At 71.7% G+C, this 25,625-nt stretch carries 15 protein-coding genes and 2 pseudogenes; 5 read left to right on the top strand and 12 right to left on the bottom strand.

The genetic code is table 11. The annotated features are described in order from the left end of the window. Positions 1-101 precede the first annotated feature (101 nt). Positions 102-5,057, top strand: a complete 4,956-nt coding sequence (locus MKW14_RS08205) for an NAD-glutamate dehydrogenase (protein ID WP_240860375.1) — start codon at positions 102-104, stop codon at positions 5,055-5,057. Between the two features lie 95 nt (positions 5,058-5,152). On the opposite strand, the gene MKW14_RS08200 is transcribed toward MKW14_RS08205, so the two are convergent. After that, positions 5,153-5,959, bottom strand: coding sequence for an ABC transporter ATP-binding protein (locus MKW14_RS08200; RefSeq protein ID WP_240860373.1), 807 nt, complete (start codon positions 5,957-5,959; stop codon positions 5,153-5,155). Further along, positions 5,952-6,866, bottom strand: a complete 915-nt coding sequence (locus MKW14_RS08195; protein WP_240860479.1) for an ABC transporter permease — start codon at positions 6,864-6,866, stop codon at positions 5,952-5,954. Before MKW14_RS08195 ends, MKW14_RS08200 begins: the two co-directional genes overlap by 8 nt. A gap of 460 nt (positions 6,867-7,326) precedes the next feature. Here MKW14_RS08195 and MKW14_RS08190 point away from each other — a divergent pair, with 460 nt between their 5' ends. Together MKW14_RS08190 and MKW14_RS08185 are read left to right on the top strand one after the other, a co-directional pair. Next, a complete protein-coding gene (locus tag MKW14_RS08190) occupies positions 7,327-7,965 on the top strand; it encodes a TetR/AcrR family transcriptional regulator (RefSeq protein ID WP_240860372.1) in 639 nt (212 codons plus the stop codon). A gap of 84 nt (positions 7,966-8,049) precedes the next feature. Further along, positions 8,050-8,693: pseudogene (locus MKW14_RS08185) on the top strand (response regulator). On the opposite strand, the gene MKW14_RS08180 reads toward MKW14_RS08185, so the two are convergent. The 3 genes from MKW14_RS08180 to MKW14_RS08170 all read right to left on the bottom strand — a co-directional run bounded on the left by MKW14_RS08180 (position 8,690) and on the right by MKW14_RS08170 (position 11,992). After that, positions 8,690-9,643 (bottom strand): ADP-ribosylglycohydrolase family protein, encoded by a 954-nt coding sequence (locus MKW14_RS08180; protein ID WP_240860370.1) that lies wholly within the window; start codon positions 9,641-9,643, stop codon positions 8,690-8,692. The pseudogene MKW14_RS08185 and the gene MKW14_RS08180 overlap by 4 nt on opposite strands. Before the next feature lie 9 nt (positions 9,644-9,652). Then, positions 9,653-10,633 (bottom strand): UDP-glucose 4-epimerase GalE, encoded by a 981-nt coding sequence (gene galE, locus MKW14_RS08175; RefSeq protein ID WP_240860369.1) that lies wholly within the window; start codon positions 10,631-10,633, stop codon positions 9,653-9,655. Between the two features lie 90 nt (positions 10,634-10,723). After that, the gene (locus MKW14_RS08170; RefSeq protein WP_240860367.1) at positions 10,724-11,992 is read right to left on the bottom strand and encodes a glycosyltransferase 87 family protein; all 1,269 of its coding nucleotides are present in this window, start codon (positions 11,990-11,992) and stop codon (positions 10,724-10,726) included. A gap of 164 nt (positions 11,993-12,156) precedes the next feature. Here MKW14_RS08170 and MKW14_RS41235 point away from each other — a divergent pair. Beyond that, a pseudogene (locus tag MKW14_RS41235) lies at positions 12,157-12,735 on the top strand (glycosyltransferase family 39 protein); the annotation flags it as partial. A 1,178-nt stretch (positions 12,736-13,913) separates the two neighbouring features. Here MKW14_RS41235 and MKW14_RS08160 read toward each other — a convergent pair. Continuing rightward, a complete protein-coding gene (locus MKW14_RS08160) occupies positions 13,914-14,387 on the bottom strand; it encodes a MarR family winged helix-turn-helix transcriptional regulator (RefSeq protein WP_240860366.1) in 474 nt (157 codons plus the stop codon). A 125-nt stretch (positions 14,388-14,512) separates the two neighbouring features. Between MKW14_RS08160 and MKW14_RS08155 the strand changes: the two genes are divergently transcribed. Beyond that, complete coding sequence (locus MKW14_RS08155) at positions 14,513-14,926, top strand: organic hydroperoxide resistance protein (RefSeq protein ID WP_133046253.1); 414 nt, start codon at positions 14,513-14,515, stop codon at positions 14,924-14,926. A gap of 79 nt (positions 14,927-15,005) precedes the next feature. On the opposite strand, the gene MKW14_RS08150 is transcribed toward MKW14_RS08155, so the two are convergent. From MKW14_RS08150 to MKW14_RS08125, 6 genes are all read right to left on the bottom strand, one after another. Next, positions 15,006-17,237, bottom strand: a complete 2,232-nt coding sequence (locus tag MKW14_RS08150) for a bifunctional glycosyltransferase/CDP-glycerol:glycerophosphate glycerophosphotransferase (RefSeq protein ID WP_240860364.1) — start codon at positions 17,235-17,237, stop codon at positions 15,006-15,008. Between the two features lie 5 nt (positions 17,238-17,242). Next, the gene (locus MKW14_RS08145) at positions 17,243-19,441 is read right to left on the bottom strand and encodes a bifunctional glycosyltransferase/CDP-glycerol:glycerophosphate glycerophosphotransferase (RefSeq protein ID WP_240860362.1); all 2,199 of its coding nucleotides are present in this window, start codon (positions 19,439-19,441) and stop codon (positions 17,243-17,245) included. Between the two features lie 134 nt (positions 19,442-19,575). Further along, positions 19,576-21,759: a bifunctional glycosyltransferase/CDP-glycerol:glycerophosphate glycerophosphotransferase gene (locus MKW14_RS08140; RefSeq protein WP_240860361.1), complete on the bottom strand. Its 2,184-nt coding sequence runs from the start codon at positions 21,757-21,759 to the stop codon at positions 19,576-19,578. A gap of 145 nt (positions 21,760-21,904) precedes the next feature. Further along, positions 21,905-22,786: a carbohydrate ABC transporter permease gene (locus MKW14_RS08135; protein WP_240860359.1), complete on the bottom strand. Its 882-nt coding sequence runs from the start codon at positions 22,784-22,786 to the stop codon at positions 21,905-21,907. Continuing rightward, positions 22,783-24,135 (bottom strand): carbohydrate ABC transporter permease, encoded by a 1,353-nt coding sequence (locus MKW14_RS08130; protein WP_240860357.1) that lies wholly within the window; start codon positions 24,133-24,135, stop codon positions 22,783-22,785. Before MKW14_RS08130 ends, MKW14_RS08135 begins: the two co-directional genes overlap by 4 nt. Positions 24,136-24,145: 10 nt before the next feature. After that, the gene (locus MKW14_RS08125; protein WP_240860355.1) at positions 24,146-25,528 is read right to left on the bottom strand and encodes an ABC transporter substrate-binding protein; all 1,383 of its coding nucleotides are present in this window, start codon (positions 25,526-25,528) and stop codon (positions 24,146-24,148) included. Between the last annotated feature and the right edge of the window lie 97 nt (positions 25,529-25,625).

Below are 25,625 nucleotides of genomic sequence, written 5' to 3'. Positions count from 1 at the left end.
GGAGCAGACCGGAGAACCCGGGCCGTGGCGTCGAGCCGCTGGGGAAGAGACCGTACTTCCTTCTACGTCACGCAACGGCGCGCGACAGGAGCCAGAGGACAATGCAGACCAAGCTGGACGAAGCCAAGGCCGAGCTGCTGGAGAGGGCCGCTCGGGTAGCTGAGAACAGCCCGGTCGGGGGCCTACCGACCGGGACGGCGGACGAGGGCACACCCGACACCCCGGAGACCCCGGACCAGGAGTCCGTGCTCGCGTTCCTCCAGCGCTACTACCTGCACACCGCCCCGGAGGACCTCACCGGCCGCGACCCGGTCGACGTCTTCGGAGCCGCGCTCTCGCACTACCGACTGGCCGAGAACCGCCCTCAGGGCACGGCCAGCGTGCGGGTGCACACCCCGACCGTGGAGGAGAACGGCTGGACGTGCAGCCACTCCGTGGTCGAGGTCGTCACCGACGACATGCCCTTCCTAGTCGACTCCGTGACCAACGAGCTCACCCGGCAGGGACGCGGCATCCACGTCGTGATCCACCCGCAGATCGTGGTCCGCCGCGACCTCACCGGCAAGCTCATCGAGGTGCTGCCCGCGCACGCGGGCGGCGACCTGCCGCACGACGCGCACCTCGAGTCCTGGATCCACGTCGAGACCGACCGCGAGACCGACCGCGGCGACCTGAAGCAGATCACCGTCGACCTGCTGCGGGTGCTGTCCGACGTCCGCGAGGCCGTCGAGGACTGGGACAAGATGCGCGACGCGGCGCTGCGCATGGCCGACGAGCTGCCCAAGGAGCCGGTCGCCCCCGATCTGCGCGACCTGGAGATCGAGGAGGCCCGCGAGCTGTTGCGCTGGCTGGCGGCCGACCACTTCACCTTCCTCGGCTACCGCGAGTACCAGCTGCGCGACGACGACACCCTGGCCGCCGTCCCCGGCACCGGCCTCGGCATACTGCGATCCGACCCGCACCACGCCGGCGAGGAGGGCCACCCGGTCTCCCCGTCCTTCGAGCGGCTGCCCGCCGACGCCCGGGCCAAGGCGCGCGAGCACAACCTGCTGGTGCTGACCAAGGCCAACAGCCGTGCCACCGTGCACCGGCCGTCGTACCTGGACTACATCGGCGTCAAGAAGTTCGACGCGGACGGCAACGTGATCGGCGAGCGCCGCTTCCTGGGGCTGTTCTCCTCCGCCGCGTACACCGAATCGGTGCGCCGGGTTCCGGTCATCCGCCGCAAGGTGGACGAGGTCCTGGAGCGCGCCGGCTTCTCGCCCAACAGCCATGACGGGCGTGACCTGCTGCAGATCCTGGAGACCTACCCGCGCGACGAGCTCTTCCAGACCCCGGCCGACGAGCTGGAGTCCATCGCCACCTCCGTCCTGTACCTGCAGGAGCGCCGGCGCCTGAGGCTCTACCTGCGCCAGGACGAGTACGGCCGCTACTACTCCGCCCTCGTCTACCTGCCCCGCGACCGCTACACGACGGGCGTCCGCCTGAGGATCATCGACATCCTCAAGGAGGAACTGGGCGGTATCAGCGTCGACTTCACGGCCTGGAACACCGAGTCGATCCTGTCCCGGCTGCACTTCGTGGTCCGCGTCCCGCAGGGCACCGAGCTGCCCGAGCTGTCCGACGCCGACAAGGAGCGCATCGAGGCGCGTCTGGTGGAGGCCGCCCGCTCCTGGGCCGACGCCTTCGCCGAGGCGCTGAACGCCGAACTCGGCGAGGAGCGGACCGCCGAGCTGCTGCGCCGCTACAACAACGCCTTCGCCGAGGGCTACAAGGCCGACCACACGCCGCGTGCCGCGGTCGCCGACCTCGTCCACCTGGAACAGCTCAGCGAGACCCAGCAGCAGGACGGCAAGGACTTCTCCCTCAGCCTCTACGAGCCGGTGGGCGCCTCCCCCGAGGAGCGCCGCTTCAAGATCTACCGCAAGGGCGACGCGGTCTCCCTCTCCGCGGTGCTGCCGGTCCTCAGCCGGCTCGGCGTCGAGGTCACGGACGAGCGGCCGTACGAGCTGCGGTGCGCGGACCGTTCCATCGCCTGGATCTACGACTTCGGGCTGCGCATGCCCACCTCGAAGACCGGCGGCGACTACGGCGACGACGGCCGTGAGCGCTTCCAGGAGGCCTTCGCCGCCACCTGGACCGGCAAGGCGGAGAACGACGGCTTCAACTCCCTCGTGCTGAGCGCCGGGCTGACCTGGCGGCAGGCGATGGTGCTGCGCGCGTACGCCAAGTACCTGCGGCAGGCGGGCTCCACCTTCTCGCAGGACTACATGGAGGACACCCTCCGCAACAACGTCCACACCACGCGGCTGCTGGTCTCCCTGTTCGAGGCGCGGATGTCGCCGGACCGCCAGCGCGCGGGCCGCGAGATCGTCGACGCCCTCCTCGAAGAGGTCGACGCGGCCCTCGACCAGGTGGCGAGCCTCGACGAGGACCGCATCCTCCGGTCGTTCCTGACCGTCATCAAGGCGACCCTGCGCACGAACTTCTTCCAGGAGGCCGCGGGCGGCAGGCCGCACGACTACGTCTCCATGAAGTTCGACCCGCAGGCGATCCCCGACCTGCCCGCGCCGCGCCCGGCGTTCGAGATCTGGGTGTACTCCCCGCGCGTGGAGGGCGTGCACCTGCGCTTCGGCAAGGTCGCGCGCGGTGGCCTGCGCTGGTCCGACCGGCGTGAGGACTTCCGTACCGAGATCCTCGGCCTGGTGAAGGCGCAGATGGTGAAGAACACCGTCATCGTGCCGGTGGGCGCCAAGGGCGGCTTCGTCGCCAAGCAGCTCCCGGACCCGGCGGCGGACCGGGACGCGTGGCTGGCCGAGGGCATCGCCAGCTACAAGACGTTCATCTCGGCGCTGCTCGACATCACCGACAACATGGTCGCGGGCGAGGTCGTGCCCCCGCAGGACGTCGTCCGGCACGACGAGGACGACACCTATCTGGTCGTCGCCGCCGACAAGGGCACCGCGACCTTCTCGGACATCGCCAACGAGGTCGCCGAGTCGTACAACTTCTGGCTCGGTGACGCCTTCGCCTCCGGCGGCAGCGCGGGCTACGACCACAAGGGCATGGGCATCACCGCGCGCGGCGCCTGGGAGTCCGTCAAGCGGCACTTCCGCGAGCTGGGCGTGGACACGCAGAGCGAGGACTTCACGGTCGTCGGCATCGGCGACATGTCGGGTGACGTGTTCGGCAACGGCATGCTGCTGAGCGAGCACATCCGCCTGGTCGCCGCCTTCGACCACCGGCACATCTTCATCGACCCCCACCCGGACGCGGCCACCTCCTACGCCGAGCGCCGCCGCATCTTCGAGCTGCCCCGTTCCAGCTGGGCGGACTACAACACCGAGCTCATCTCGGCGGGCGGCGGGGTGTTCCCCCGTACCGCCAAGGCGATCCCGCTGAACGCGCACATCCGCGAGGCCCTCGGCATCGAGGACAAGATCGCCAAGATGACGCCGGCGGACCTGATGAAGGCGATCCTGCGGGCGCCGGTGGACCTGCTGTGGAACGGCGGCATCGGCACCTATGTGAAGGCCAGCACCGAGTCGCACGCCGACGTCGGCGACAAGGCCAACGACCCGATCCGCGTCGACGGCGCCGACCTGCGCGTCCGGGTCGTCGGCGAGGGCGGCAACCTGGGCCTGACCCAGCTCGGCCGGATCGAGTTCGCGCTGCACGGCGGCAAGATCAACACCGATGCCATCGACAACAGCGCGGGCGTGGACACCTCCGACCACGAGGTGAACATCAAGATCCTGCTCAACGGCCTGGTCGCGGACGGTGACATGACCGTCAAGCAGCGCAACAAGCTGCTCGCGGAGATGACCGACGAGGTCGGCGCGCTGGTCCTGCGCAACAACTACGCGCAGAACACCGCGATCGCCAACGCGCTCGCCCAGTCCAAGGACATGCTCCACGCCCAGCAGCGCTTCATGCGGCACCTGGTGCGCGAGGGCCACCTCGACCGGGCGCTGGAGTTCCTGCCCACCGACCGCCAGATCCGCGAGCGGCTGGGCCAGGGCCAGGGCCTGACCGGTCCGGAGACGGCCGTCCTGCTGGCGTACACGAAGATCACGGTCGCCGACGAGCTGCTGCACACCACCCTCCCCGACGACACCCACCTGCGCGGTCTGCTGCACGCCTACTTCCCGACGGCGCTGCGCGAGCAGTTCCCGCAGTACATGGACAACCACCCGCTGCGCCGGGAGATCGTCACGACCGTCCTGGTCAACGACACGGTCAACACGGGCGGTACGACGTATCTGCACCGGCTGCGCGAGGAGACCGGGGCGTCGCTGGAGGAGATCGTCCGGGCGCAGACCGTGGCCCGCGCGATCTTCCGCTCGGCGCCCGTGTGGGACGCGGTGGAGGCCCTGGACAACCAGGTCGAGGCCGCCGTGCAGACCCGGATCCGGCTGCACTCGCGGCGCCTGGTCGAGCGCGGCACGCGGTGGCTGCTCAACAACCGGCCGCAGCCGGTGCAGCTCGCCGAGACCGTCGACTTCTTCTCCGAGCGCGTCGAGCAGGTCTGGCTGCAGCTGCCGAAGCTGCTGCGCGGCGCGGACCTCGAGTGGTGGCAGCAGATCTACGACGAGCTGACCGGCGCCGGCGTCCCGGACGAACTCGCCACGCGCGTGGCCGGGTTCTCCTCCGCCTTCCCGGCGCTCGACATCGTCTCGGTCGCCGACCGCATGGGCAAGGAGCCGCTGGACGTCGCCGAGGTCTACTACGACCTCGCCGACCGGCTGCACATCACCCAGCTCATGGACCGCATCATCGAGCTGCCCCGCGCCGACCGCTGGCAGTCCATGGCCCGCGCCTCCATCCGCGAGGACCTCTACGCGGCCCACGCGGCACTGACCGCGGACGTGCTGGCGGTGGGCAACGGCACCTCGACGCCCGAACAGCGCTTCAAGACCTGGCAGGAGAAGAACGCGGCGATCCTCGGCCGGGCGCGCACGACCCTGGAGGAGATCCAGGGCTCGGAGACGTTCGACCTCGCCAACCTGTCGGTGGCGATGCGCACGATGCGCACCCTGCTGCGCACGCACTCGTAGCGGGTACCGGCGGGTACGCATTCATCGCGGACACGAAAGCGAGGGCGCCCCGAGCCTGACCGGCCCGGGGCGCCCTCGCTCGTGTTCGGCGGTGTTCAGGCGGCCTTCGGCTTGTCCGCCCCGCCGGTGAACTCCTCGTAGGCCTCCATGACCTCTTCCGTCGGTCCGTCCATGCGCAGCTCGCCGCGCTCCAGCCACAGCACCCGCTCGCAGGTGTCGCGGATGGACTTGTTGTTGTGGCTGACCAGGAACACCGTGCCCGCCTGCTGGCGCAGTTCGCGGATGCGTTCCTCGGAGCGCTTCTGGAAGGAGCGGTCGCCGGTGGCCAGCGCCTCGTCGATGAGGAGGACGTCGTGGTCCTTGGCGGCGGCGATGGAGAAGCGCAGTCGGGCGCCCATGCCGGAGGAGTAGGTGCGCATCGGCAGGGTGATGAAGTCGCCCTTCTCGTTGATGCCGGAGAACTCGACGATGTCCTGGTAGCGCTCCTTGACCTCCTCGCGGGACATGCCCATCGCGAGGCCGCCGAGGTAGACGTTCTTCTCGCCGGTCAGGTCGCCCATCAGGGCGGCGTTGACGCCGAGCAGGGAGGGCTGGCCGTCGGTGTAGATGTGGCCGTTCTCCACCGGCAGCAGGCCGGCGACCGCCTTCAGCAGGGTCGACTTGCCGGAGCCGTTGGTGCCGATCAGGCCGACGGCCTCGCCCTTGTACGCGACGAAGGACACGTTCTTCACGGCGTGCACCGTGCGCACGCCGGCCGCCTTCTCGGTCTGCTGACGGCGCAGCATGCGGTTGAGGGCGGCGGTCGCGGAGCCCCGGCCGGCGCCGGTGCCGTTGACCCGGTAGATGATGTCGACGCCGTCGCAGACGACGGTGGGGACGCGCTCGTCGGTGTACTCAGCCACGGCCGTACATCTCCTCAGCCTTCCAGAAGTAGACGAAGCCGGCCACGCCGGCGAGCAGGGCCCAGCCGGTGGCCGCCGCCCACACGTGCGGGGGCAACTGCTTGGCGTGGAAGCTGTCGATCAGCGCGAAGCGCATGAGGTCGATGTAGACGGCCGCCGGGTTGGTCTCCAGCGCGAGCGTCACCCAGTGGGGCAGGTGGTCGCCCTTGGTCAGCCGGGTGATGCTCCACATCACGCCGGAGACGTACATCCAGGTGCGCAGCACGAACGGCATCAGCTGGGCGATGTCGGGGGTCTTGGCGCCCATCCGCGCCATGATCAGCGCGACGCCGGTGTTGAAGGTGAACTGCAGCACCAGGGCCGGGATCGCGAGCAGCCAGGAGAAGGAGACCGGAACGCCGAAGCCGAGCAGGATGACGACCAGGGCGGCCATCGAGAACAGCAACTGCTGCAGCTGCTGCAGGGCGAAGGAGATCGGCAGCGCGGCCCGCGGGAAGTGCAGGGCCCGCACCAGGCCGAGGTTGCCGGAGATGGCGCGGGTGCCCGCCATGATCGAGCTCTGCGTGAACGTCCAGATGAACACGCCGGTGACCAGGAACGGGATGTAGTCCGGCACACCGCGCTTGGTGTTCAGCAGCACGCCGAAGATGAAGTAGTAGACCGCCGCGTTCAGCAGCGGGGTCATCACCTGCCAGATCTGGCCGAGCTTCGCCTCGCTGTACTGGGCGGTGAGCTTGGCGGTGGCGAAGGCGGCGATGAAGTGGCGCCGGGCCCACAGCTGCCGGACGTACTCCGGCAGGGAGGGGCGGGCGCCGCTGACCGAGAGGCCGTGGCGGGCGGCGAGGGCCGCGAGGTCGTCGTCGGCCGGGACCGGCGTCGGGGGCGGTGTGTCGAGGACCTGGCTCACATCCGCTGCTTTCACTCGGGGGGAGGGGTGTGCGGCGTCCGGCCCGTCGGCCGGCACGGTCACGTTGCCCGGCGTTTCCTTACGCATCTCTTCACGTTTTCTTACGTCGGGACGGGGCCGTATCGTCGCAACGTGAGCGTAGGCCGTTTCGGCGTCGGAACGCAACCGTTTCGTCGTCACGTACTCCGTCGGGACGCAACCGTTTCGTCGTCACGGAGTCCGTCGGGACGCAACCGTATCGTCGTGACGACCAGTGTGGGGCCGTTACCGTTTCGTTGTGACGCATCTCGCGCAGGCGGGTACCGGGCGGGCGGCGGACATGGTCCGGTGGGACGGGACCGTTCCGTCGTGACGCTCTGCGCGGTGACGGAACCGTGCCGTCGTGACGTGCCGCGTGGGACCGGGACCGTGTCGTCGCCACGTTCCGCGTGGGGACGGGACCGTATCGTCGCAACGCCCTATGCTGGTCCGCATGACGACGAACGCCGAGGAGCCTCAGACGCGTCCGCGCCGCCGGACCCCAGCAGGGGCGGCCGTGCTCCGTGAGGACGTCACGGAGGCCATCCGGGCGGCCGTCTTCGAGGAGCTCGCGTCCGTCGGCTACGCGCGCATGTCCATCGAGGGGATCGCGCGCCGGGCGGGCGTCGGCAAGACCGCGGTCTACCGCCGCTGGCGCTCCAAGCTGCACCTGGTCCTCGACATCGTCTCCGCCCTCGCGGTGCAGGGCCTGCCGGCCCCGGACACGGGCTCCCTGGAGGACGATCTGCGGCTGCTCTACGAGGTGACCTCGCGCGCCCTGCGGCACCCGCTGGCCTCGCAGATCCTGCCCGACCTCCAGGCGGAGGCGGCCCGCAACCCCGACATGGCCGAGGCCGTGCAGAAGGCGCTGCGGGACGGGCAGGAGGGCGTGGCGAGCAAGATCCTCGTGGCGGCGGAGCAGCGCGGCGAGATCCGGGCCGGGCACGACGACGAGCTGGCGCTCGACCTGATCTCCGGGCCGCTGTACTGGCGTTCGGTGGTGATCCGCAGCCCGAAGCTGCCCAAGGGCTACCTCGGGGCGCTCGCCCGGGCCACCGCCGAGGCGATCAAGGCGCTGTGAGTAAGCTGCGGTGGCCCGGTCGCCGGTCGCCGGTCGCCGGAAGTCGTCGCCGCGCGCGGTGACCGGAGTCGAGGCGGAACTGCCGTGAGAGTCGTGATCGCCGAGGACAACGCCCTGCTGCGGGAGGGGCTCGTCCTGTTGCTGACCTCCGCGGGGCACGAGGTCGTGGCGGTCGCCGCCACCGGCCCGGAGATCCTGCCCGCGCTGCTGGAGCACCGGCCCGACGCGGCCGTGCTGGACGTCCGTATGCCGCCCGCCTTCCGGGACGAGGGGCTGCGCGCCGCGCTGGCGGCACGGGCCGAGATTCCCGGACTTCCCGTCCTGGTGCTCTCCCAGTACGTCGAGGAGTCGTACGCCGCCGAACTGCTCACCGGCGGGGCGAGCGGGCTCGGTTATCTGCTCAAGGACCGGGTCGGCCGGGTGGACGAGTTCCTCGACGCGCTGGAGCGGGTCGCGGCCGGGGGCACGGCTCTCGACCCCGAGGTCGTCACCGAACTCCTCACCCGACGCAAGGACTCCCCCTCGACTCCCTCACCCCGCGCGAACGCGAGGTCCTGGCCCTGATGGCCGAGGGCCACGACAACGCCACCATCGCGCGGACCCTCGTCGTCACGGAACGCGCCGTCCACAAACACATCGGCAACGTCTTCCTGAAACTGGGCCTGCCCCCGAGCGACAGCGGCCACCGCCGGGTACTCGCCGTACTGGCGTACCTGAACAACCGCTAGGTCGCGCCTCCCCGCTCCCGACCGAGCAACCGCCGCGCCAGTCCGGCGAGTTCGGCCGCACGCAGCACCCGGCCGCCGAACCCCGGCAACGGCACGTGCAGCACCGACACCCACCGCTCGGGAATCGCCCCCACCCCGTACACGGCTCCTGCGAGGCCGCCGGTGACGGCGGCGACGGTGTCCGTGTCACCGCCGAGGTCGATCGCGGCGCGCACGGCGGTCTCGTACGAGGTGGTGGTCCGCAGCGCCCAGACGGCGGAGGCGAGGCACGGCCAGACGGCGCCGTTGAACTCGGTCGCAAGGTCCGGATGCCAGTCGGCGGCCAGGACGGTCGCGTACCGCTCGCGGTGGTCGGGGTGGACGGCGGCGAGCGTGTCCGGGAGGGCGGCGAGGAGATCACCCCCGTTCAGGGCCCCGCGCACCAGTTCGTGGAAGACGGCCGTGCCCTCCCAGGCGGCGCGGTCCCCGTGGGTGAGGGCGGCGATGCGGCGGGCGGCGTCCATGGTGGTCTCCCGGCCCGCCGCGGCGAAATGCACCGCGGAGGTCGAGGCCCGCATCAACGCGCCGTTCCCGGCCGCGCGTTGGCTCGTCTGGAAGTGCAGTGCCGCCGCCAGGTCCCAGGGGTCGCCGCTGGTCAGGACCGCCTCCGTCTGGAGGCCGATGTCCTTCGGGTCGGCGGCCGCCCAGCGCCGGAAGCGGGCGAAGACGTCCGGGAGGTCCAGGTCGCCGCGCTCCACCAGGGACTCACCCAGCAGCACGGCCATCTGTGTGTCGTCCGTCGCCTCACCGGGGTCCCAGCCGCCACCCCCGCACATCTCGCCGCCCGCCCCCGGGTCGGGGAAGCGGGCGGAGAAGGCGCCCTCGGGGCCGAACTCGAAGGGGGCGCCGAGGGCGTCGCCCACGGCGGAGCCGAGGACGGCGCCGAGGGCGCGGTCGATGTGGCTGGGCATCGGCGCAGCCTAGTGGCGGGCCGCCTCCGGATGGAGGCGTAGCCAGCCCTCCCACGCCGATGTGATCATGCCCTGGACGTCGTGTCTGGCCTTCCAGGCGAGTTCTGTGGTGGCGCGGTCGGCGGAGGCGACGACGCGGGCCGGGTCGCCGGGGCGGCGGGGGGTGACCGTCGGGGGGCGGTCGTGGCCGGTGACGGCGTTGATGCGGTCGATCATCTCGCGGACCGAGACGCCCTCGCCGCGGCCGATGTTGAGGGTGAGGTCGCGGCCGGGCGAGGCTCGCAGGGCGCGGGCCGCCGCCACATGGGCCTCGGCCAGGTCCACCACGTGGATGTAGTCGCGTACGCAGGTGCCGTCGGGGGTCGGGTAGTCGTCGCCGAAGATGCGCGGCGGCGCGTTCTCGGTCAGCTTCTCGAAGACCATGGGGATCAGGTTGAAGACGCCGGTGTCGGCGAGCTCCGGGGTGGCGGCGCCCGCCACGTTGAAGTAGCGCAGGGACGCGGTGGACAGTCCCGTGGCGCGGCCCGTGGCCCGGACCAGCCACTCGCCCGCCAGCTTCGTCTCGCCGTAGGGCGACATCGGCACGCACGGCGTCTCCTCCGTCACCAGCTCCACGTCCGGCATGCCGTACACCGCCGCCGAGGAGGAGAACACGAACGACGGGACACCGGCCGCCGTGACGGCCTCCAGCAGGACGCGCAGGCCCTCGACGTTCTCCCGGTAGTAGTGCAGGGGCAGCTCCACCGACTCGCCCACCTGCTTCTTCGCCGCCAGATGGACCACCCCGGTGATCCAGTGGTCCGCGAGGGCGCGGGCTACCCGCTCGCCGTCCAGCGTCGACCCCACCACCAGCGGCACCCCGTCCGGCACCCGTTCCCCGAGGCCCGTCGACAGGTCGTCGTACACGACCGTCCGTTCGCCCGCACCGGTCATCGCGCGCACGACGTGCGCCCCGATGTAACCGGCGCCGCCGGTGATCAGCCAGGTCATGTGCGGGCCGTCCCCTCAGTCGGTCGAAGTCGGTCGAAGTCGGTCGAGGCGTGCAGGTGCGCGTCCGGTATCAGTGAAGCAGGCCCCACCTCACGCCGGGACGGCCTGGGTGGCTCCGCGGGCGTCCGGGGAGCGGCGGGGCGCGCGCGGCAGGGGCGGCGCGGGCGAGGTGGAGCGCCACAGCCGGACGAAGGACAGCACGGCGGCCGCCGCGAGCAGCCCGTTGCGTACGAGCATCAGGGCGCAGCCCGTCCAGGTGCAGGCCATGACCTGGCCGTACAGGACCGGGAACTCGACGGCGCTGACCGCGGTCGCCGCCAGGACCAGCGCGGCGACCGGCCGCTGCACGGTGTGCCGCGAGGTCAGGCAGACGGCGGCCAGCCCCACCAGCCAGATCATGTACTGCGGGCTGATCACCCGGCTGGTGACGGTGAACAGCAGCACCGCGCTCAGCGCCGCGTCGTAGGGCGTGGCCGGTGTCCAGCGCCGGGCCCGCAGCCGCCACAGCAGCAGCAGCGCGAAGGCGACCGCGGTGAGCGCGAGGGAGACGTGGGCGACCGTGCGGACGTACGGGCCGGTGAACTCCATGGCGCCGTACTGGTAGCGCACCCTCCCCGGCCAGCCGGCGTGCACGGCGAAGGAGAGCACCGTGCCGCCCAGCGACTCGATCTGCACACCCCGCCCGCCCTGCTCGCGCAGGAACCCGAAGGGGTTGGCGAACAGGGCCGCCAGCACGCCCAGGGCGACGGTCCCGGTGGCCAGGGCCCACGCCCACGCCGAGCGCGTCATACGGCCCCTCGGCGTGCCGAGGAGCACCAGCGCCGGCCACACCTTCACCAGGGCGCCCAGTGCCGCGAACGCCCCGCACGCGCGCGTGGAGCGCGGCAACGCCAGCAGGGAGAGGACGGCGAGGGCGGTCACCTGGACGTCGTAGCGCGCGAGCGGCGTCTGCAGCAGGAGGGGGAGGCCGGCCACCCACACCGCCGCGCCGAGGAGGCTGCGGTGGCCGCGGGCGCCCGCGATCGTCAGCGCCACGGTGATCGTCGCGTCGCAGGCGAGGGTGAGCGCGACGAACGCCTGGAAGTACGTCAGGCCCGGCAGCAGCGCGGGCGAGAGCAGGACCGCGCCGGCGCCCGGCGGGTACTGCCAGAGCGGGTCGTGGACGGGGAAGCTGCCGTGCGCCAGGACGCCGTACCAGTGGTGGTACAGCCGCCACACCTCCCGGGCGACCGAGCCGTGGCCGAGCAGCGGCACACCGCCCAGCGCGAGCAGCCACAGCATCGCGGCGCGGGTGGCGAGCCAGCCGGCCGCGAGGGCGAGAAGAGGACGTCGTGTCTTTGAGGTCGGCTCCGCGTTCATCACGGCGGATCGTAAGCCGGGCGAGCGGAGTGGACGTGCTGATACACCGTCAATCGTCGGTAAGAGCTCGCCAACAGCCCAATATCAGGCGTGGGGACGGTAAGAACACGGGGCGCCGACTGGCGCGTCCCGAGGTCCTGGCCGTGGCGGTGCCCGCGGCCGTGATGCTCGGGATCGGGCTGTGGCGGCTCGACCGGGGCGGTATGTGGGGCGACGAGGCGGTCACCTTCCTCGTCGGCCGGCGCACGGTGGGGCAGATCTGGCGGATGCTCCATTCGGTGGACGCGGTGCACGGGCTCTACTACCTCGTCCTGCACGTCGTTCTCGCCGTCCGGCCCGACGAGGTCGCGCTGCGGCTGCCGTCGGTGTGCGGGGCGGCGGTGAGCGCGGGGCTGGTGGGTGCGCTGGGCCTGCGGCTGGCCGGTCCGCGCGTGGGCCTGTGGTCCGGCCTGCTCTACGCCGTCACCCCGCTGATCGGCCACTACGCGCAGGAAGGGCGGTCCTACGCGATCGTCTCGGCGGGCGTCCTGGGGGCGACGCTGCTGCTGGTCACGGGACTCGAGGGCCGGTCGGGGCGGGTCTGGGCCGGCTACGGCGCAGTCCTCGCCGTCACCTGTCTGCTGCACGAAATGGCGGTGCTGGTCGTGTGCGCGCACGCCGTGACGTTGCTGCTGGCGCGGGCGCCGGGGCGGGTGTGGGCGGGGTGGGGGCGCGCGGTGGGGGTGGTGGCGGTCGTTCTGGCGCCGCTGGTGTGGGTGTCCCATGGACAGGCCGGGCAGGTGGGGTGGCTCGTGGCGCCGGACTGGGAGGAGGCCGACGCCCTCGTGAGAGCGGTCGCGGCCGGGCCCACGGGGGTGGTGTTCCGGACGTCAGTGCTGCTCGCGGCGGCCGGGCTCGGAGTACCCCGGGTCGCGCGGGTGGCGGTTCCGCTGCTGGTACTGCCGCCGACCCTGCTGATGACGGCCTCCCAGGTGCAGCCGCTGTATCACGAACGGTATGTGCTGTACGCCTTCGCGGGGGCGCCGTTGCTGGTGGCGGCGGGGGGTGAGTGGCTGGCCGGGGCCCTGTCCCGCTTGCTGCCGGGTCGTCGCGTGCCCGGCTTCCCCTCCCCACGGGAGGACCTGAGCGAGGGAACCGGCCTTCGGCGCGGTCCGTACGGGCGGTTCCTGGCCCGCCCCGGCCCCGTCCCTCGCTGCCCGCTGCCCCGCGCGCCCCTCCTCACCCTCACCGGCGTCCTCGCTGTCGCGCTCGTCGCCGCGCACGACCTCCCCCTCTACCGCCACGACCGTTCCCCCGCGCACCGGCCCGAGAACCTCGCCGCAGTCTCCGGGCTCGCCGCCCGTGACATCCGGCCCGGCGACCCCGTGCTGTTCGTGCCGGCGTTCTGGCGGATCGCGGAGTCGGCCTATCCGGGCGGGTTCGGCAGGGCCCGGGACATCGCGTTGCGGGAGTCGGGGCCGCGGTCGGGGACGTTGAGCGGCGAGGAGGTCGGGGTGCGCGAGCTGTCGGCGCGGCTGGCCGGGGTCGACCGGGTGTGGGTCGTCGGGGACGGGCGGGTGCTGGGGTCGCGGCGGCCCGCTCCGCGCAGTCCGGTCGAGCGGGCCAAGCTCGCCGCTCTGGCGGAGCAGTTCACGCCCCGGTGGCAGTACCGCAGCGGCCGTGTGACCCTCCGGCTGTACGTCCGCCGTACTCGGCCGACACGGCTCGCGCCGATGAACGGGCTCGCGGCTCCTACCGGCCTGCTCCCACCTCCTCCGCCACGGCTCCGCTCCGCGCAGTCCGGTCGAGCGGGCCAAGCTCGCCGCTCTGGCGGAGCAGTTCACGCCCCGGTGGCAGTACCGCAGCGGCCGTGTGAGCCTCCGGCTGTACGTCCGCCGTGCTCGGACGACACGGCTCGCGCCGATGAACGGGCTCGCGGCTCCTACCGGCCTGCTCCCATCTCCTCCGCCACGGCCGCGTCCAGCGCGGTCGTGAGGTCGTCCAGGCGGGCCCGCAGCGCGCGGATCTCGTCGACGTCGAGGCCCGTCGCGGTGGCGATGCGGCGCGGCACCTGAAGGGCGCGCTCGCGCATCGCCGTGCCCTCCTCGGTGAGCCGTACCTCCACCGAGCGTTCGTCGCGGGCGCTGCGCTCACGGCGGACGAGACCCGCCGCCTCCAGCCGCTTGAGCAGCGGGGAGAGCGTGCCGGAGTCGAGGCGCAGGTGCTCGCCGAGCTTCTTGACCGGCAGGTCACCGTGCTCCCACAGCACGAGCATCACCAGGTACTGCGGATAGGTGAGCCCGAGGTCCTTGAGGACCACGCGGTAGACGCCGCCGAAGGCGCGCGACGCGGCGTTCAGGGAGAAGCAGATCTGCTGGTCCAGGCGGAGCCAGTCGGTGGTGGGCGTCGTACTCATGCCTCCAGGATAGCTCTTGCGAGCTATTTAGTTGTGCGCAATCGAATTGTGTGCTCTACTTGTCGTCGTGCGGCGGCCGTGGAAGAGCCGCCGGAACACGAACGACTCGAAAGGGATGGTTTCCCATGGACGCGCTCTACACCGCGGTCGCCACCGCCACCCACGGCAGGGACGGCCGGGCCTTCACGAACGACGGCAAGATCGACGTGAAGCTGGCGCCGCCGGTGGAGCTGGGCGGCAACGGTGAGGGCACCAACCCGGAGCAGCTGTTCGCCGCCGGTTACGCCGCCTGCTTCGGCAGCGCCCTCGGTCTCGTGGGCCGCCAGGCCAAGGTGGACGTCAGCGACGCCGCCGTCACCGCCGAGGTCGGCATAGGCAAGCAGGGCGAGGGCTTCGGTCTGAAGGTGACGCTGCGCGTGGAGCTGCCGGACACCGTGGACCAGGAGACCGGCCGCAAGCTGGTCGAGACCGCCCACCAGGTGTGCCCGTACTCCAACGCCACCCGCGGCAACATCGAGGTCGACCTCGTCATCGAGTAGGAGCCGCCTGAAGGCAGACGGCGCGGACGTCCCTGCACCGGCGTCCGCGCTGTCGCGCGCCCGGGCCGCGCTGTAGCCGTCACCTCATCGAGGGGGCCCGGCCGGCGGCGGGCGCCGGGATCGCGGCGGACGTCCCCGGCGCGGCCATCTCCTCGCCGAGGATCAGCGTCCGTACGACCCGCTCGGCGGCCCGCCCGTCGTCGTACTCGCAGAACCGATCCCGGAACCCGGTCCGCAGCGCCGCCGACTCCTCGTCCTTCCAGGTGCCGGACGCGAACAGCCAAGCCAACTCCCGGTAGGAACGGGAGACATGGCCCGGCGACTGGGCGGTGATGTCGAAGTAGGCGCCCCGGCTCGCCGCGTACGCGCCCCAGTCGTCGGCGTGGACCACGATCGGCCGGTCCAGATTGGCGTAGTCGAACATCAGCGCAGAGTAGTCGGTGACCAGCACGTCCGAGGCCAGCATCAGATCCTCGACGTGCGGTTCGTCGGTCGCGTCGACCAGGACACCTCGCCCGTGCAGGTCGGCCAGGCCGAACCCGCGTGCCGTGCCGGTCGCGAGGGTCGGGTGCAGACGGACGACGAGGGTGTGGCCCGTGCCGAGGTCCGCGGCGAAACGCGCCAGGTCGACGCGGTCGACGTGGCCGCCCCGGCAGTAGTCGCGGCGGGTCGGGGCGTAGAGCACGACGGTGTGGCCGGCGGGGACGCCGAGCCGCGCGCGGACGGCCGCGGCCCGCGCCGCGTCACCGGTGACCAGCACGTCGTTGCGCGGGCTGCCCGTCCGCGCCGAGGTGAAGTGGCAGGGGTACGCCCGCTCCCACACCAGCTCGGAGTGCCGGTTGGCGACCAGGCTGAGGTCCCAGCGGTCGGCGCGGTGCAGCATCCTCGGCACGCTGAAGCCGTGCCGGGCGCCGGGCTTGTCCAGCAGGTCGGCGCCCATGTACTTGAGCGGGGTGCCCTGATGGGTCTGGATGTGGACCTGACCGGGCCGTTTGACCAGCGCGCCGGGCCAGTTGACGTTGTTCACCCAGTACGTCGCCCGCGCCAGCACCGACTGGTAGCGCCGCGAGCCCGGCACCACGTAGTCCACTCCCTCCGGCACCGTGTCCAGCGCGTCCTCCCGCACCACCCACACCCCGCGCAACTCCGGCGCGATCTGCCGGGCCTTGGCGTGGATCGCGGCCGGGTCACCGCTCACGCCCGCGTGATGGGAGGAGGAGTACACGACGAGACGCGGATCGAGCGGAAGCCTCGACCCGGCGGTGTACCAGGCGCGTTGGGCGGCGGCCGACAGCCGCTGCGCCGCGCGTCGTTTGCCCGCCCCGGCGATCCCGCGCAGACCCCGCGCACCGCTCAGGGCCGCGTACGAGGCGTACGGCGCCCTCGCCAGCAGCCGCATCTCCGTACCACGCGGACCGGCCGGCGGGACGAAGCCCTCGGGGCGGTGACGGCGGTGGAAGGCGCGCATCTCGCGGTGGAAGGCGGCCCGGTCGGAGGGGGTGACCCGGTCCTCGCGGGCGATCACGAACAGCATGTGGTCCAGGGCCCGTTCGAAGAGCAGGGGCCGCGCCCAGACGAGGTCGTCGCGCCCCTCCAGGAACGCGAACAGGCCCTCGTACTGCGGGAAGATGTCGAAGTGCCGGCGCCCCGGCGTCCGGGTGATCGCCCCCTGGCGCCGCTGCCGGTACTCCACGCCGATCCGGTTCAGGCACGCGATGCGCTCGGCCAGCACCATCGAGCGGTAGGTGACCGGCGCGTCCTCGTACAGACCCGGCGCGTACTGGAGGCCGTGCCCCTGGAAGAAGTCCCGCCGGTACGCCTTGTTCCAGGCGACCAGGAACAGATGGACGTACTCGGGGCTGGTGCGCAGGTCGAAGACGTCCTGGCCGGCGCGGGCCAGCAGGGTGGAGGAGTCGCTGGGGCCGCCCCGCCCCCACCAGTGGGTGCGGACGTGGTCGAAGACCAGGATGTCCGGGTCCTCGGCGCTTCTCAGCCGGTCGGCGACGGCGGCCAGCAGGCCGGGGGTGTAGAAGTCGTCGCTGTCGAGGAAGAGGACATAGTCCCCGCGGGCCTGCGCGAGGCCGGCGTTGCGCGCCCGCCCCAGCCCCACGTTCTCGGGCAGGTGCAGCACGCGCACCCGGTCGTCGCGGGACGCGTACTCGTCGAGGATCGCGCCGCAGTCGTCGGGGGAGCGGTCGTCGACGGCGATCAACTCCAGGTCGGGGCAGGACTGTCCGAGCACCGAGTCGATGCACTCACGCAGGTAGCCCTGCACCTTGAAGACGGGGACGATGATGCTGAAGCGGGGCACGGGTGTCAGTTCCTCACGAGGGCGGGGAGCGGGGCCGGGGTCCGTTCGGCGAGCGGGATCACGGGCGGGATCGCCTCCGGCGGCTCGCCCAGCAGCACCCGGCGCACCACCCGCTCGGCGGCCCGCCCGTCGTCGAACTCGCAGAACCGCTCCCGGAAGGCGGCCCGCGCGGCGGCGGACTCGGCGCCCGCCCAGGATCCGTCGCGGAAGACGCCCGCCAGCTCCTGCGGCGTCCGGGCCACCGGTCCCGGCGGATGTTCCATCAGGTCGAAGTAGACGCCCCGGGTCTCCCGGTAGACGTCCCAGTCGTCCGCGTACACGACGATCGGGCGGTCCAGGTTGGCGTAGTCGAACATGATCGAGGAGTAGTCGGTGATCAGCGCGTCCGCGGCCAGGCACACGTCCTCGGAGGAGCGGTGCCCGGTCACGTCGATGATCCGGCCGGTGCTGTGCGCCCGGCCCCGGTCGTAGAAGTAGTGGGCGCGCAGCAGCACGACGACGTCCTCGCCGGCCTCCTCGCAGAAGGCCTCCAGGTCCAGGCCGGTCTCGAAACCGGTGTGGTAGTCCCGGTGCGTGGGCGCGTACAGCACGGCCGTGCTGCCCTCGGGGATCCCCAGCTCCCGCCGGACGCGGGCCACGTCGTCCGCGGTCGCCGTGTAGTAGACGTCGTTGCGCGGATAGCCGTACTCCAGCGTCTCGTGCGCGGCCGGGAAGGCCCGCTCCCACATCTGGGTGGAGTGGCGGTTGGAGGTGAGGTTGTAGTCCCAGCGGTCCACCCGCTCCAGCAGCTTGGTGAAGCTGCCGGTGGCGGCGGCCACCACGGGGTACGTCGCCTGGTCGACGCCCATCTTCTTCAGCGGGGTGCCGTGCTGGGTCGACAGGTGCACACTGCCGGGGCGTTTGACGACCGCGTCCGCGAAGTTGGCGTTGTTGACCAGGTACTTTGCGCGGGCGAGGACGTCCCAGTACTTCGCGCTGCCGATGACCGCGTACTCGACGTCCTCCGGCACGGTGTGCGCCTGGTCCGGCTCGACGAGGAACACCGCCCGGAGGTGCGGGGCGAGTTCGCGGGCCTTGGCGTGGATCGCGGCCGGGTTGCAGGCGTAGCCGCGGCCCCAGTAGGCGCAGTACACCGCGAGGTGGGGGTCGAGGGGGCGGCGCAGGGCGCGGGCGTAGCGGAGCCGGGTGCGCAGGCCGCGGGGGCGGGGCAGGGCCTCCACGGCCCGCGTGGCCGACCGGTTGACGCCGCGCAGGGCGCAGAAGGCCGGGTACGCCCCGCTCGCCAGCAGCCGGTGCTGGACGCCGAGACTCCCGCCCGGGGGACGGAAGCCGGCCGGGCGGTGGTGGCGGTAGAGCCCGCCCGCCCGCCGGAAGAAGGCGCGGCGGCCGGAGGTGAGCCGGCCCGGATGGGTGGCCGTCTTCAGGACGGTGGCGAAGAGGTGGTCGAACAGCGGCACCAACCGCTCCTCGTGCAGCCCCAGTTCGGCGGCGCGGGTGAGCACCAGCTCGACCTGGTCGAGGAGTTGCGCGTGGTGCGGGCCCGGCAGGTTCAGCCGGCTGCCCTGCCGGCGCACCAGATGGCGTACGACGACCTCGCGCAGCACCGCCGCCTTCTCGGCCCGCAGCGCCACCAGGGCGCCGAAGCCGACGTCGGTGTAGTGGCTGTCGGGGAAGCCGAGCCGGTGCCCGGTGAGGAAGGACCTGCGGTAGGCCGCGCTCCACGCCGGCAGCTGCACGCCGGTCAACTGGGGCACCTGGTCGGGGCAGAAGGCGCCCGCCGGGGTCTTCGGCAGCAGCAGCGCGCACGGGTTGGTCGCCTCGCCCTCCCACCACGGCACCCGCTCGTGCTCGGCGTACAGGACGTCCACGTCACCGGTCTCCGTCAGCCGTGCGTCCAGCGCCGCCAGCGCGCCCGGGACGAGGGTGTCGTCGCCGTCGAGGAACAGCAGATACGCGCCGGTCGCCGCCCGCATCCCGGTGTTGCGCGCCCCGGCCAGACCGTCCGCCGGCGGCGAGTGCACCGGGCTCACCCGGGAGTCCCGCTCGGCGTACCCGGCGACGAGCTCCGCCGCGGGCGCGTCGGGGCCGTCGCAGACCGGGATCAGCTCGAAGTCGCCGTGGGACTGCGCGAGGACCGAGTCCAGCGCCTGGGACAGGCGGCCTGCCACGCCGTGGGAGGGGACGATGATGCTGAAGCGGGGCATTCTGCTCTTTCTCTCGATGGTCGTGCGGGTGCGTCAGCGTCCCGGGCGCCCCGCCGGGCGCCAGGTGGACGGCCGGCTCGGGGTGGGCCGTGACGGGCTGGAGGGCATGGAACTCCCCGGTGTGAGAACGGTGTTCAGAGGCTGTCGGTGACGGTCAGGGAACCGGCCGGCTGCGGCACGGTGGCCTGCGGGGAGCGTGCCGGGCCCGCTGCCGCCGAGGGCACCGGGTGGCGCCGCTCCAGCGGGATCACCGGCGGCAGCCCCCGCTCGCCCAGGACGACATGGCGTACGACCCGCTCGGCGGCGCGACCGTCGTCGTACGGGCAGAAACGCTCGCGGAAGACGGAGCGCAGCTGGGCGGAGCGGGAGCCGCGCCAGTGGCCGGTGACGAAGATGTCGATCAGCTCGTCCTCGTTGCGGGCGACCGCGCCCGGCGGGAAGGCGCGCAGGTCGACATAGATGCCGCGGGCCGCCTCGTACGCCTCCCAGTCGTCGAGGTGGAGCACGATCGGGCGGTCGAGGTTGGCGTAGTCGACCATCAGGGGCGCGTAGTCGGTGACCAGGACGTCCGAGGCGAGGCAGAGGGACTCGATACTCGGATGGCCGCTGACGTCGATGATCCGGCCGTGCGGCGGGACGGGCCCGTCGGTGCGGGCCAGGACGACGTGGCGGGGGCCCAGACGGCGCAGGACCCGGTCCAGGTCGAGGGGGGAGCACTGGGTGCGGCGGTAGACGCGGGGAGCCGGGGCGTACAGCAGCGCGACCGAGTCGGGGGGGATGCCCAGGGACTCGCGCAGCCGGGTCACGTCGGCCGAAGTCGCCTTCTGGAACACGTCGTTGCGCGGCGAGCCGAGTTCCAGGGTGGTGTAGGCGCCCGGGAAGACGCGCTCCCAGGTGAGGGTGGAGTGGCGGTTGGCGGACAGCACGTGGTCCCACGTGTCGACGTCGTCGAGGAGCCGCCCGAAGTCCGTGTCCCGGGCCGCGGCCGGGCGTTCCAGGAGGTCGAGGCCCACGTGGCCGATCGGGGTGCCCTGGTGGGCCCGGATCAGGACCTGGCCGGGGCGCTTGACCAGGCGGGGGTCGAGCGCGGTGTCGGCGACGAGGTACTTGGAGCGGGCCAGGGCCGTCCAGTGGGCGGCCGTGTCCGGGCCGCCGAGCCAGGTGGTGCGGATGTGCGGGACGACGGCACGGAACGCGTCCTCCAGTGCGCCGGGGTTGCCGCCGCGGCCGTCGGACGCGGTGAACACGGCGCGGTCGGCGCGCAGCGGCAGACAGCGCTGGACCCGGTAGTGGACGCGCAGGGCCGTCGTGCGCAGGGACCGGAGCAGGCGGGTGGTGCGCTTGAGCACGGTGCGGTGCAGGGCGGAGGCCGCCCGCAGGGTGCGGTACGTGCGGTGCAGGCCCCAGCGGATCAGGGTGTGGCGCGGGGTGAGGCGGGCGCCGGGGACGCGGTAACGGCGGTAGTACGCGCGGGCCTTGCGCAGGAACTCGGCGCGGGCGCCGCGCGGCAGCCGGCCAGGCCGGGTGAAGACGACGGCCAGGTGGTCGACCATGCGGCGGAACAACACCGGCCGCCAGCGGTCGAGTTCGGGGCGGCCGTCGACGTACGCGAAGACCCGGTCGTACTGCTCGAAGACGTCGAAGTGGCTGCGGCTCGTCGTGCCGAGGATGCTGCCCTGCCGGCGCTGGCGGTAGTGCACGCACACCCGGTCCAGCGTCGCCAGCGAACCCGCCGCCATCAGGGCCGGGAACGTCCACGGGGTGTCCTCGTAGAAGCCGGGCGGGAAGGCCAGGGCCTCGCGCTCGACGAACTCCCGCCGGTACGCCTTGTTCCAGGCCACCATCAGCAGGTTCAGCAGGCCGGGGCGGTCCTCCAGGCGGAAGGGCGCCGGGCCCTGCTCGGTGAGCTGCGCCGCGGCCTGGTTGCGGAGGGTCTCGCCGGTGCAGAAGGTGCGCGCGTAGTCGTAGACCAGGACGTCCGGCTCGCCCGTCTCCTTCAGCCGGTCGGCGATCATCCGCAGGGCGTGCGGGGTGAGGGTGTCGTCCCCGTCCAGGAAGACCAGGTAGTCGCCGCGGGCCTGCGCCAGACCGGCGTTGCGGGCGCGGCCGAGCCCCTGGTTCTCCGCCAGGTGCAGGGCCCGCACCCGTGGGTCGCGGGCCGCGAACTCGTCGATGATCGCGCCCGATCCGTCCGGCGAGCAGTCGTCGACGGCGATCAGCTCCAGATCCGCACACGACTGCGACAGCACCGACTCCAGGCATGCGTGCAGATACGCCTGAACCTTGTACACGGGGACGATGACACTGAACCTGGGCAAGGGGACATCCATGGGTCGCAGCGGGCGGTAGGACCTTGCCCGGGAACGGCCGATGGAGTGATTTGGTTACGGTTTACTACGGCATACGGGGGACACCGGGTGAACGACGTCCCCCGTTTCCGTTGCCTCGGGGGTTGCGTCGGGGCTACTTGACGGCGCCCGCCATGACCCCGGAGACGAACTGCCGCTGGAACGCGAAGAACACGATCAGCGGGATCACCATCGAGATGAACGCGCCGGGCGCCAGCACGTCGATGTTGTTGCCGAACTGCCGTACCTGCTGCTGGAGCGCGACGGTCAGCGGCTGCGACTCCGAGTTGGAGAAGACGAGCGCGACCAGCATGTCGTTCCACACCCACAGGAACTGGAAGATGCCCAGCGAGGCGATCGCGGGGGCGCCCAGCGGGAGGACGACGGTGAGGAACAGCCGGGTCTCGCCGGCGCCGTCCAGTCGTGCCGCTTCCAGGAGTTCACGGGGGATCTCCGCGAAGAAGTTGCGCAACAGGAAGATGGCGAACGGCAGTCCGAAGCCGACGTGGAAGAGGACCACGCCGATGATGTCGCCGAAGATCCCGATCTTGCCGAAGAGGTCGGCGAGCGGGATCAGGGCGACCTGGACGGGGACCACGAGCAGCGCGACCACGACCAGGAACCACCAGTCGCGGCCCTTGAAGTCCATCCAGGCGAACGCGTACCCGGCCATCGCGCCCAGCAGCACCACCAGCAGCGTCGCCGGGACCGTGATCCACACGGTGTTGAACAGCGCGTGCGTGATCGCGTCCTTCTCCAGCAGCGACTGGTAGCTCTTGGCGGTCAGCTGGCTGGGCGCGGTGAACACCTTCCACCAGCCCGAGGTCGCGATGTCGGTCGGGTCGCGGAAGGAGGAGACCAGCAGCCCGAAGGTGGGCACCAGCCAGAACACGGCGACCACGATCAGGAAGACCCGCAGCACCCCGCCCGCGGCGCCGCTCGCCACCCGCGCGGCGAAGGAGCGCTTGGCGCGCACGGTCGAATCGAGGGCGGTCACCGTTGCCTCTCCCTTCGCAGACGCCGGATGTTGACCCACATCACCGGCAGCACCAGCAGCAGCAGGATCACGCCGATCGCGCTGCCCACGCCCTCGTTTCCGCCGCCGCCGAACGACGACAGGAACAGCTGCAGCGCGAGGACGTTGGCATCGTCCTGACTGGGCTGCGGGGCGATGATGTAGACCAGGTCGAAGACCTTCATCACGTTGATCATCAGCGTGACCAGGACGACGACCAGGACCGGCGCGAGCAGCGGCACCGTCACCCGCCGGAACACCTGCCACTCGTTGGCCCCGTCGACCCGGGCCGCCTCCAGCAGGTTGCGGTCGACGCCGGCGAGGCCCGCCGCGATCAGCACCATCGCGAAGCCCGCCCACATCCACACGTACGCCCCGATGATCGCCGGCGTGACCAGCGTCGGGCCGAGCCAGTCGATGCCGCTGTAGGGCGCGGAGAAGTTCGAGGCGGGCAGCCGCACCTGGGCTCCCTCGGCCTTCGCCGGCAGGGTGAAGGTGCCGTCCGCGCCGCTCTTGGCGGAGGCGACCACCTTGCCGTCCTTCACGGCCTCCACCTTGACGCCCTTCAGCGCCTTCTCACCGGGGTCGACCTTGCCCTTGGTGCCGCCGCCGCCCAGCTTGAAGTCCAGCCAGACGGTGCCGGTGATCCCGCTGCCGCTCGCCGCCTTCGCGTTCTCCGGGTTGCCGGGGAGCCGGTTGGGCGCGATGCCGACCAGCGGCAGCATCACCGGCGTGCCCGCGTGCACCGTCTTGGTCGTGGTGAACGAGCCGCCGCCGGACGGCTTGAGATCGCTCGCCGTCGCGTTCGGCCGGGCGTCGGGATAGACCGACGACGACACGAACGTGTCGTGGATCGACTTCGCGACCGCGTTCGCCGCGCCCAGGCTGGGGTCCTGCTCGTAGACGAGCCGGAAGATGATCCCGGCCGCGAGCATCGAGATCGCCATCGGCATGAAGACGATCAGCTTGAACGCCGTTCCCCAGCGCACCCGTTCGGTCATCACCGCGAAGATCAGCCCGAGCGCGGTGACGACGGCCGGTGCGACCGCCACCCAGATGGCCGTGTTGCGTACGGCGGTCAGGGTGCGGCTGTCGCTGAAGATGTCGCCGTAGTTCTTCAACCCGACGAAGTCCGAGCCGCCGGCGCCGTAGAGACTGCGCCAGACCGAGTACCCGATGGGGTAGACCACGAGCGCCCCGAGCAGCACGAACGCGGGCAGCAGGAACAGCACCGCCACCCACAGCCGTGTCCCCGTGACGCTCTTGCGCGGTTTGGCGGCGGGCGTCGGCAGTGCGCCGGCGCCCCCCGTCGCTTTCGCCACAGACGTCATGGCCGGACCGTCAGCCGGCGCCGTACGCCTTGGCGGCGTCGGCCTCCAGCTTCTGCTGGGTGCCCGCGATGTTCTTCGGGTCGCGCAGGAAGTCCTGCAGGTCCTTCCACTCGCCGATGCCGGCCGTGCCGCCGAACGCCGCCGGGGCCTGGTCGGACATGTCGAAGCGGAAGCTGTCACCGGCGGCGAGCAGCTGCTGGGCGATCTGCCTGGTGATGGCGTCCTTGTAACTGGACATGTCCATCTCCTTGTTGGGGGAGAGGATGCCGCCCTGCGCCGCCCAGATCTGCGCCGCGTCCGTCGACGCCAGGAACGTCAGCAGCGCCTGCGCGCCCTGGCCGCCCTTCAGCGCCACCGCCACGTCGCCGCCGCTGACCACGGGGGGCTGCGAGCCGACCGCCGGGAACGGGAACACCTTCGCGTCCGTGCCCAGCTTCGCCTTGGTGTCGCCGTTGATGTTCGCCGCGACGAAGTCGCCCTCGAAGACCATCGCGGCCGGGGTGTCGCCGGAGAAGGTCTGCGTGACCGACTTCGGGAACTCCGTGTTCAGCGCGCCCTTGGTGCCGCCCGCGATCAGGTCGTTCTTGCCCCACAGCTGGGCCAGCGTGGTCAGGGCGTCCTTGACCGAGGGATCCGTCCACTTGATCTTGTGGGCGGCCAGCTGGTCGTACTTCTCCGGACCCGCCTGCGAGAGGTAGACGTTCTCGAACCAGTCGGTGAGCGTCCAGCCGTCCGCGCCGCCGATCGAGACCGCCGGGGACCCGGCGTCGGACAGCGTCTGCGCGGTGGTCAGGAAGTCCTTCCAGGTCTTCGGGGTGTCCTTGATGCCGGCCGCGTCGAAGGCCTTGGTGTTGTACCAGACCAGCGACTTGTTGGCGGCCTTCGCGTAGACGCCGTACTGGGTGCCCTTCCAGGCGCCGAGGTCGACCCAGCCCTTGGAGAAGTTCTTCGTCAGCTGGGCCTTGGCGTCCGCGCCGAGCGGCTTGAGCCAGCCCTTGTCCGCGAACTGGTGCAACACGCCGACCTGGGGCAGGAACGCGACGTCCGGCGGCTGACCGCCCTGGATCTTCGTACCGAGGAACGTGGACGTGTTGTTGCCCGTCGGCACGAAGTCGATCTTGGCGCCGGTGCGCTTCTTGAACTCGTCCATGACCTTCATGAAGTTGTCCTGCTCGGCACCGGTCCAGACGGCGGCGACCTCCAGCGTCTGGCCGTTGAGTTTGGGGAGTTTCAGGCCGCTGCCACCGCCGCTCGCACTCGGCGAACTGCCGCCCGAGCCGCCGTTCTTGTTGTCGCTGCCTCCGCAGGCGGCCAGCGAGAGCGCTGCCGCGAGGAGGGCGGCCGTGACCGCGACGGTCCTGCGTTTCCGGTTCCTGGTGCTCGTCCTGCGCATCAATTGCCCCGTTCTTCGTTCGTCGTCGAACGTCGAGCGCTGTCCCGTGCGATCCGGTCTACGCCGCGGGGTTGAGGGCGGCAAGACCGCGTCATGT

Source organism: Streptomyces gilvus, assembly GCF_022513565.1.
GTDB lineage: Bacteria > Actinomycetota > Actinomycetes > Streptomycetales > Streptomycetaceae > Streptomyces > Streptomyces gilvus.
The sequence above is the reverse complement of the archived record's forward strand: the minus strand, read 5'-3'. Positions and strand labels throughout refer to the sequence as shown.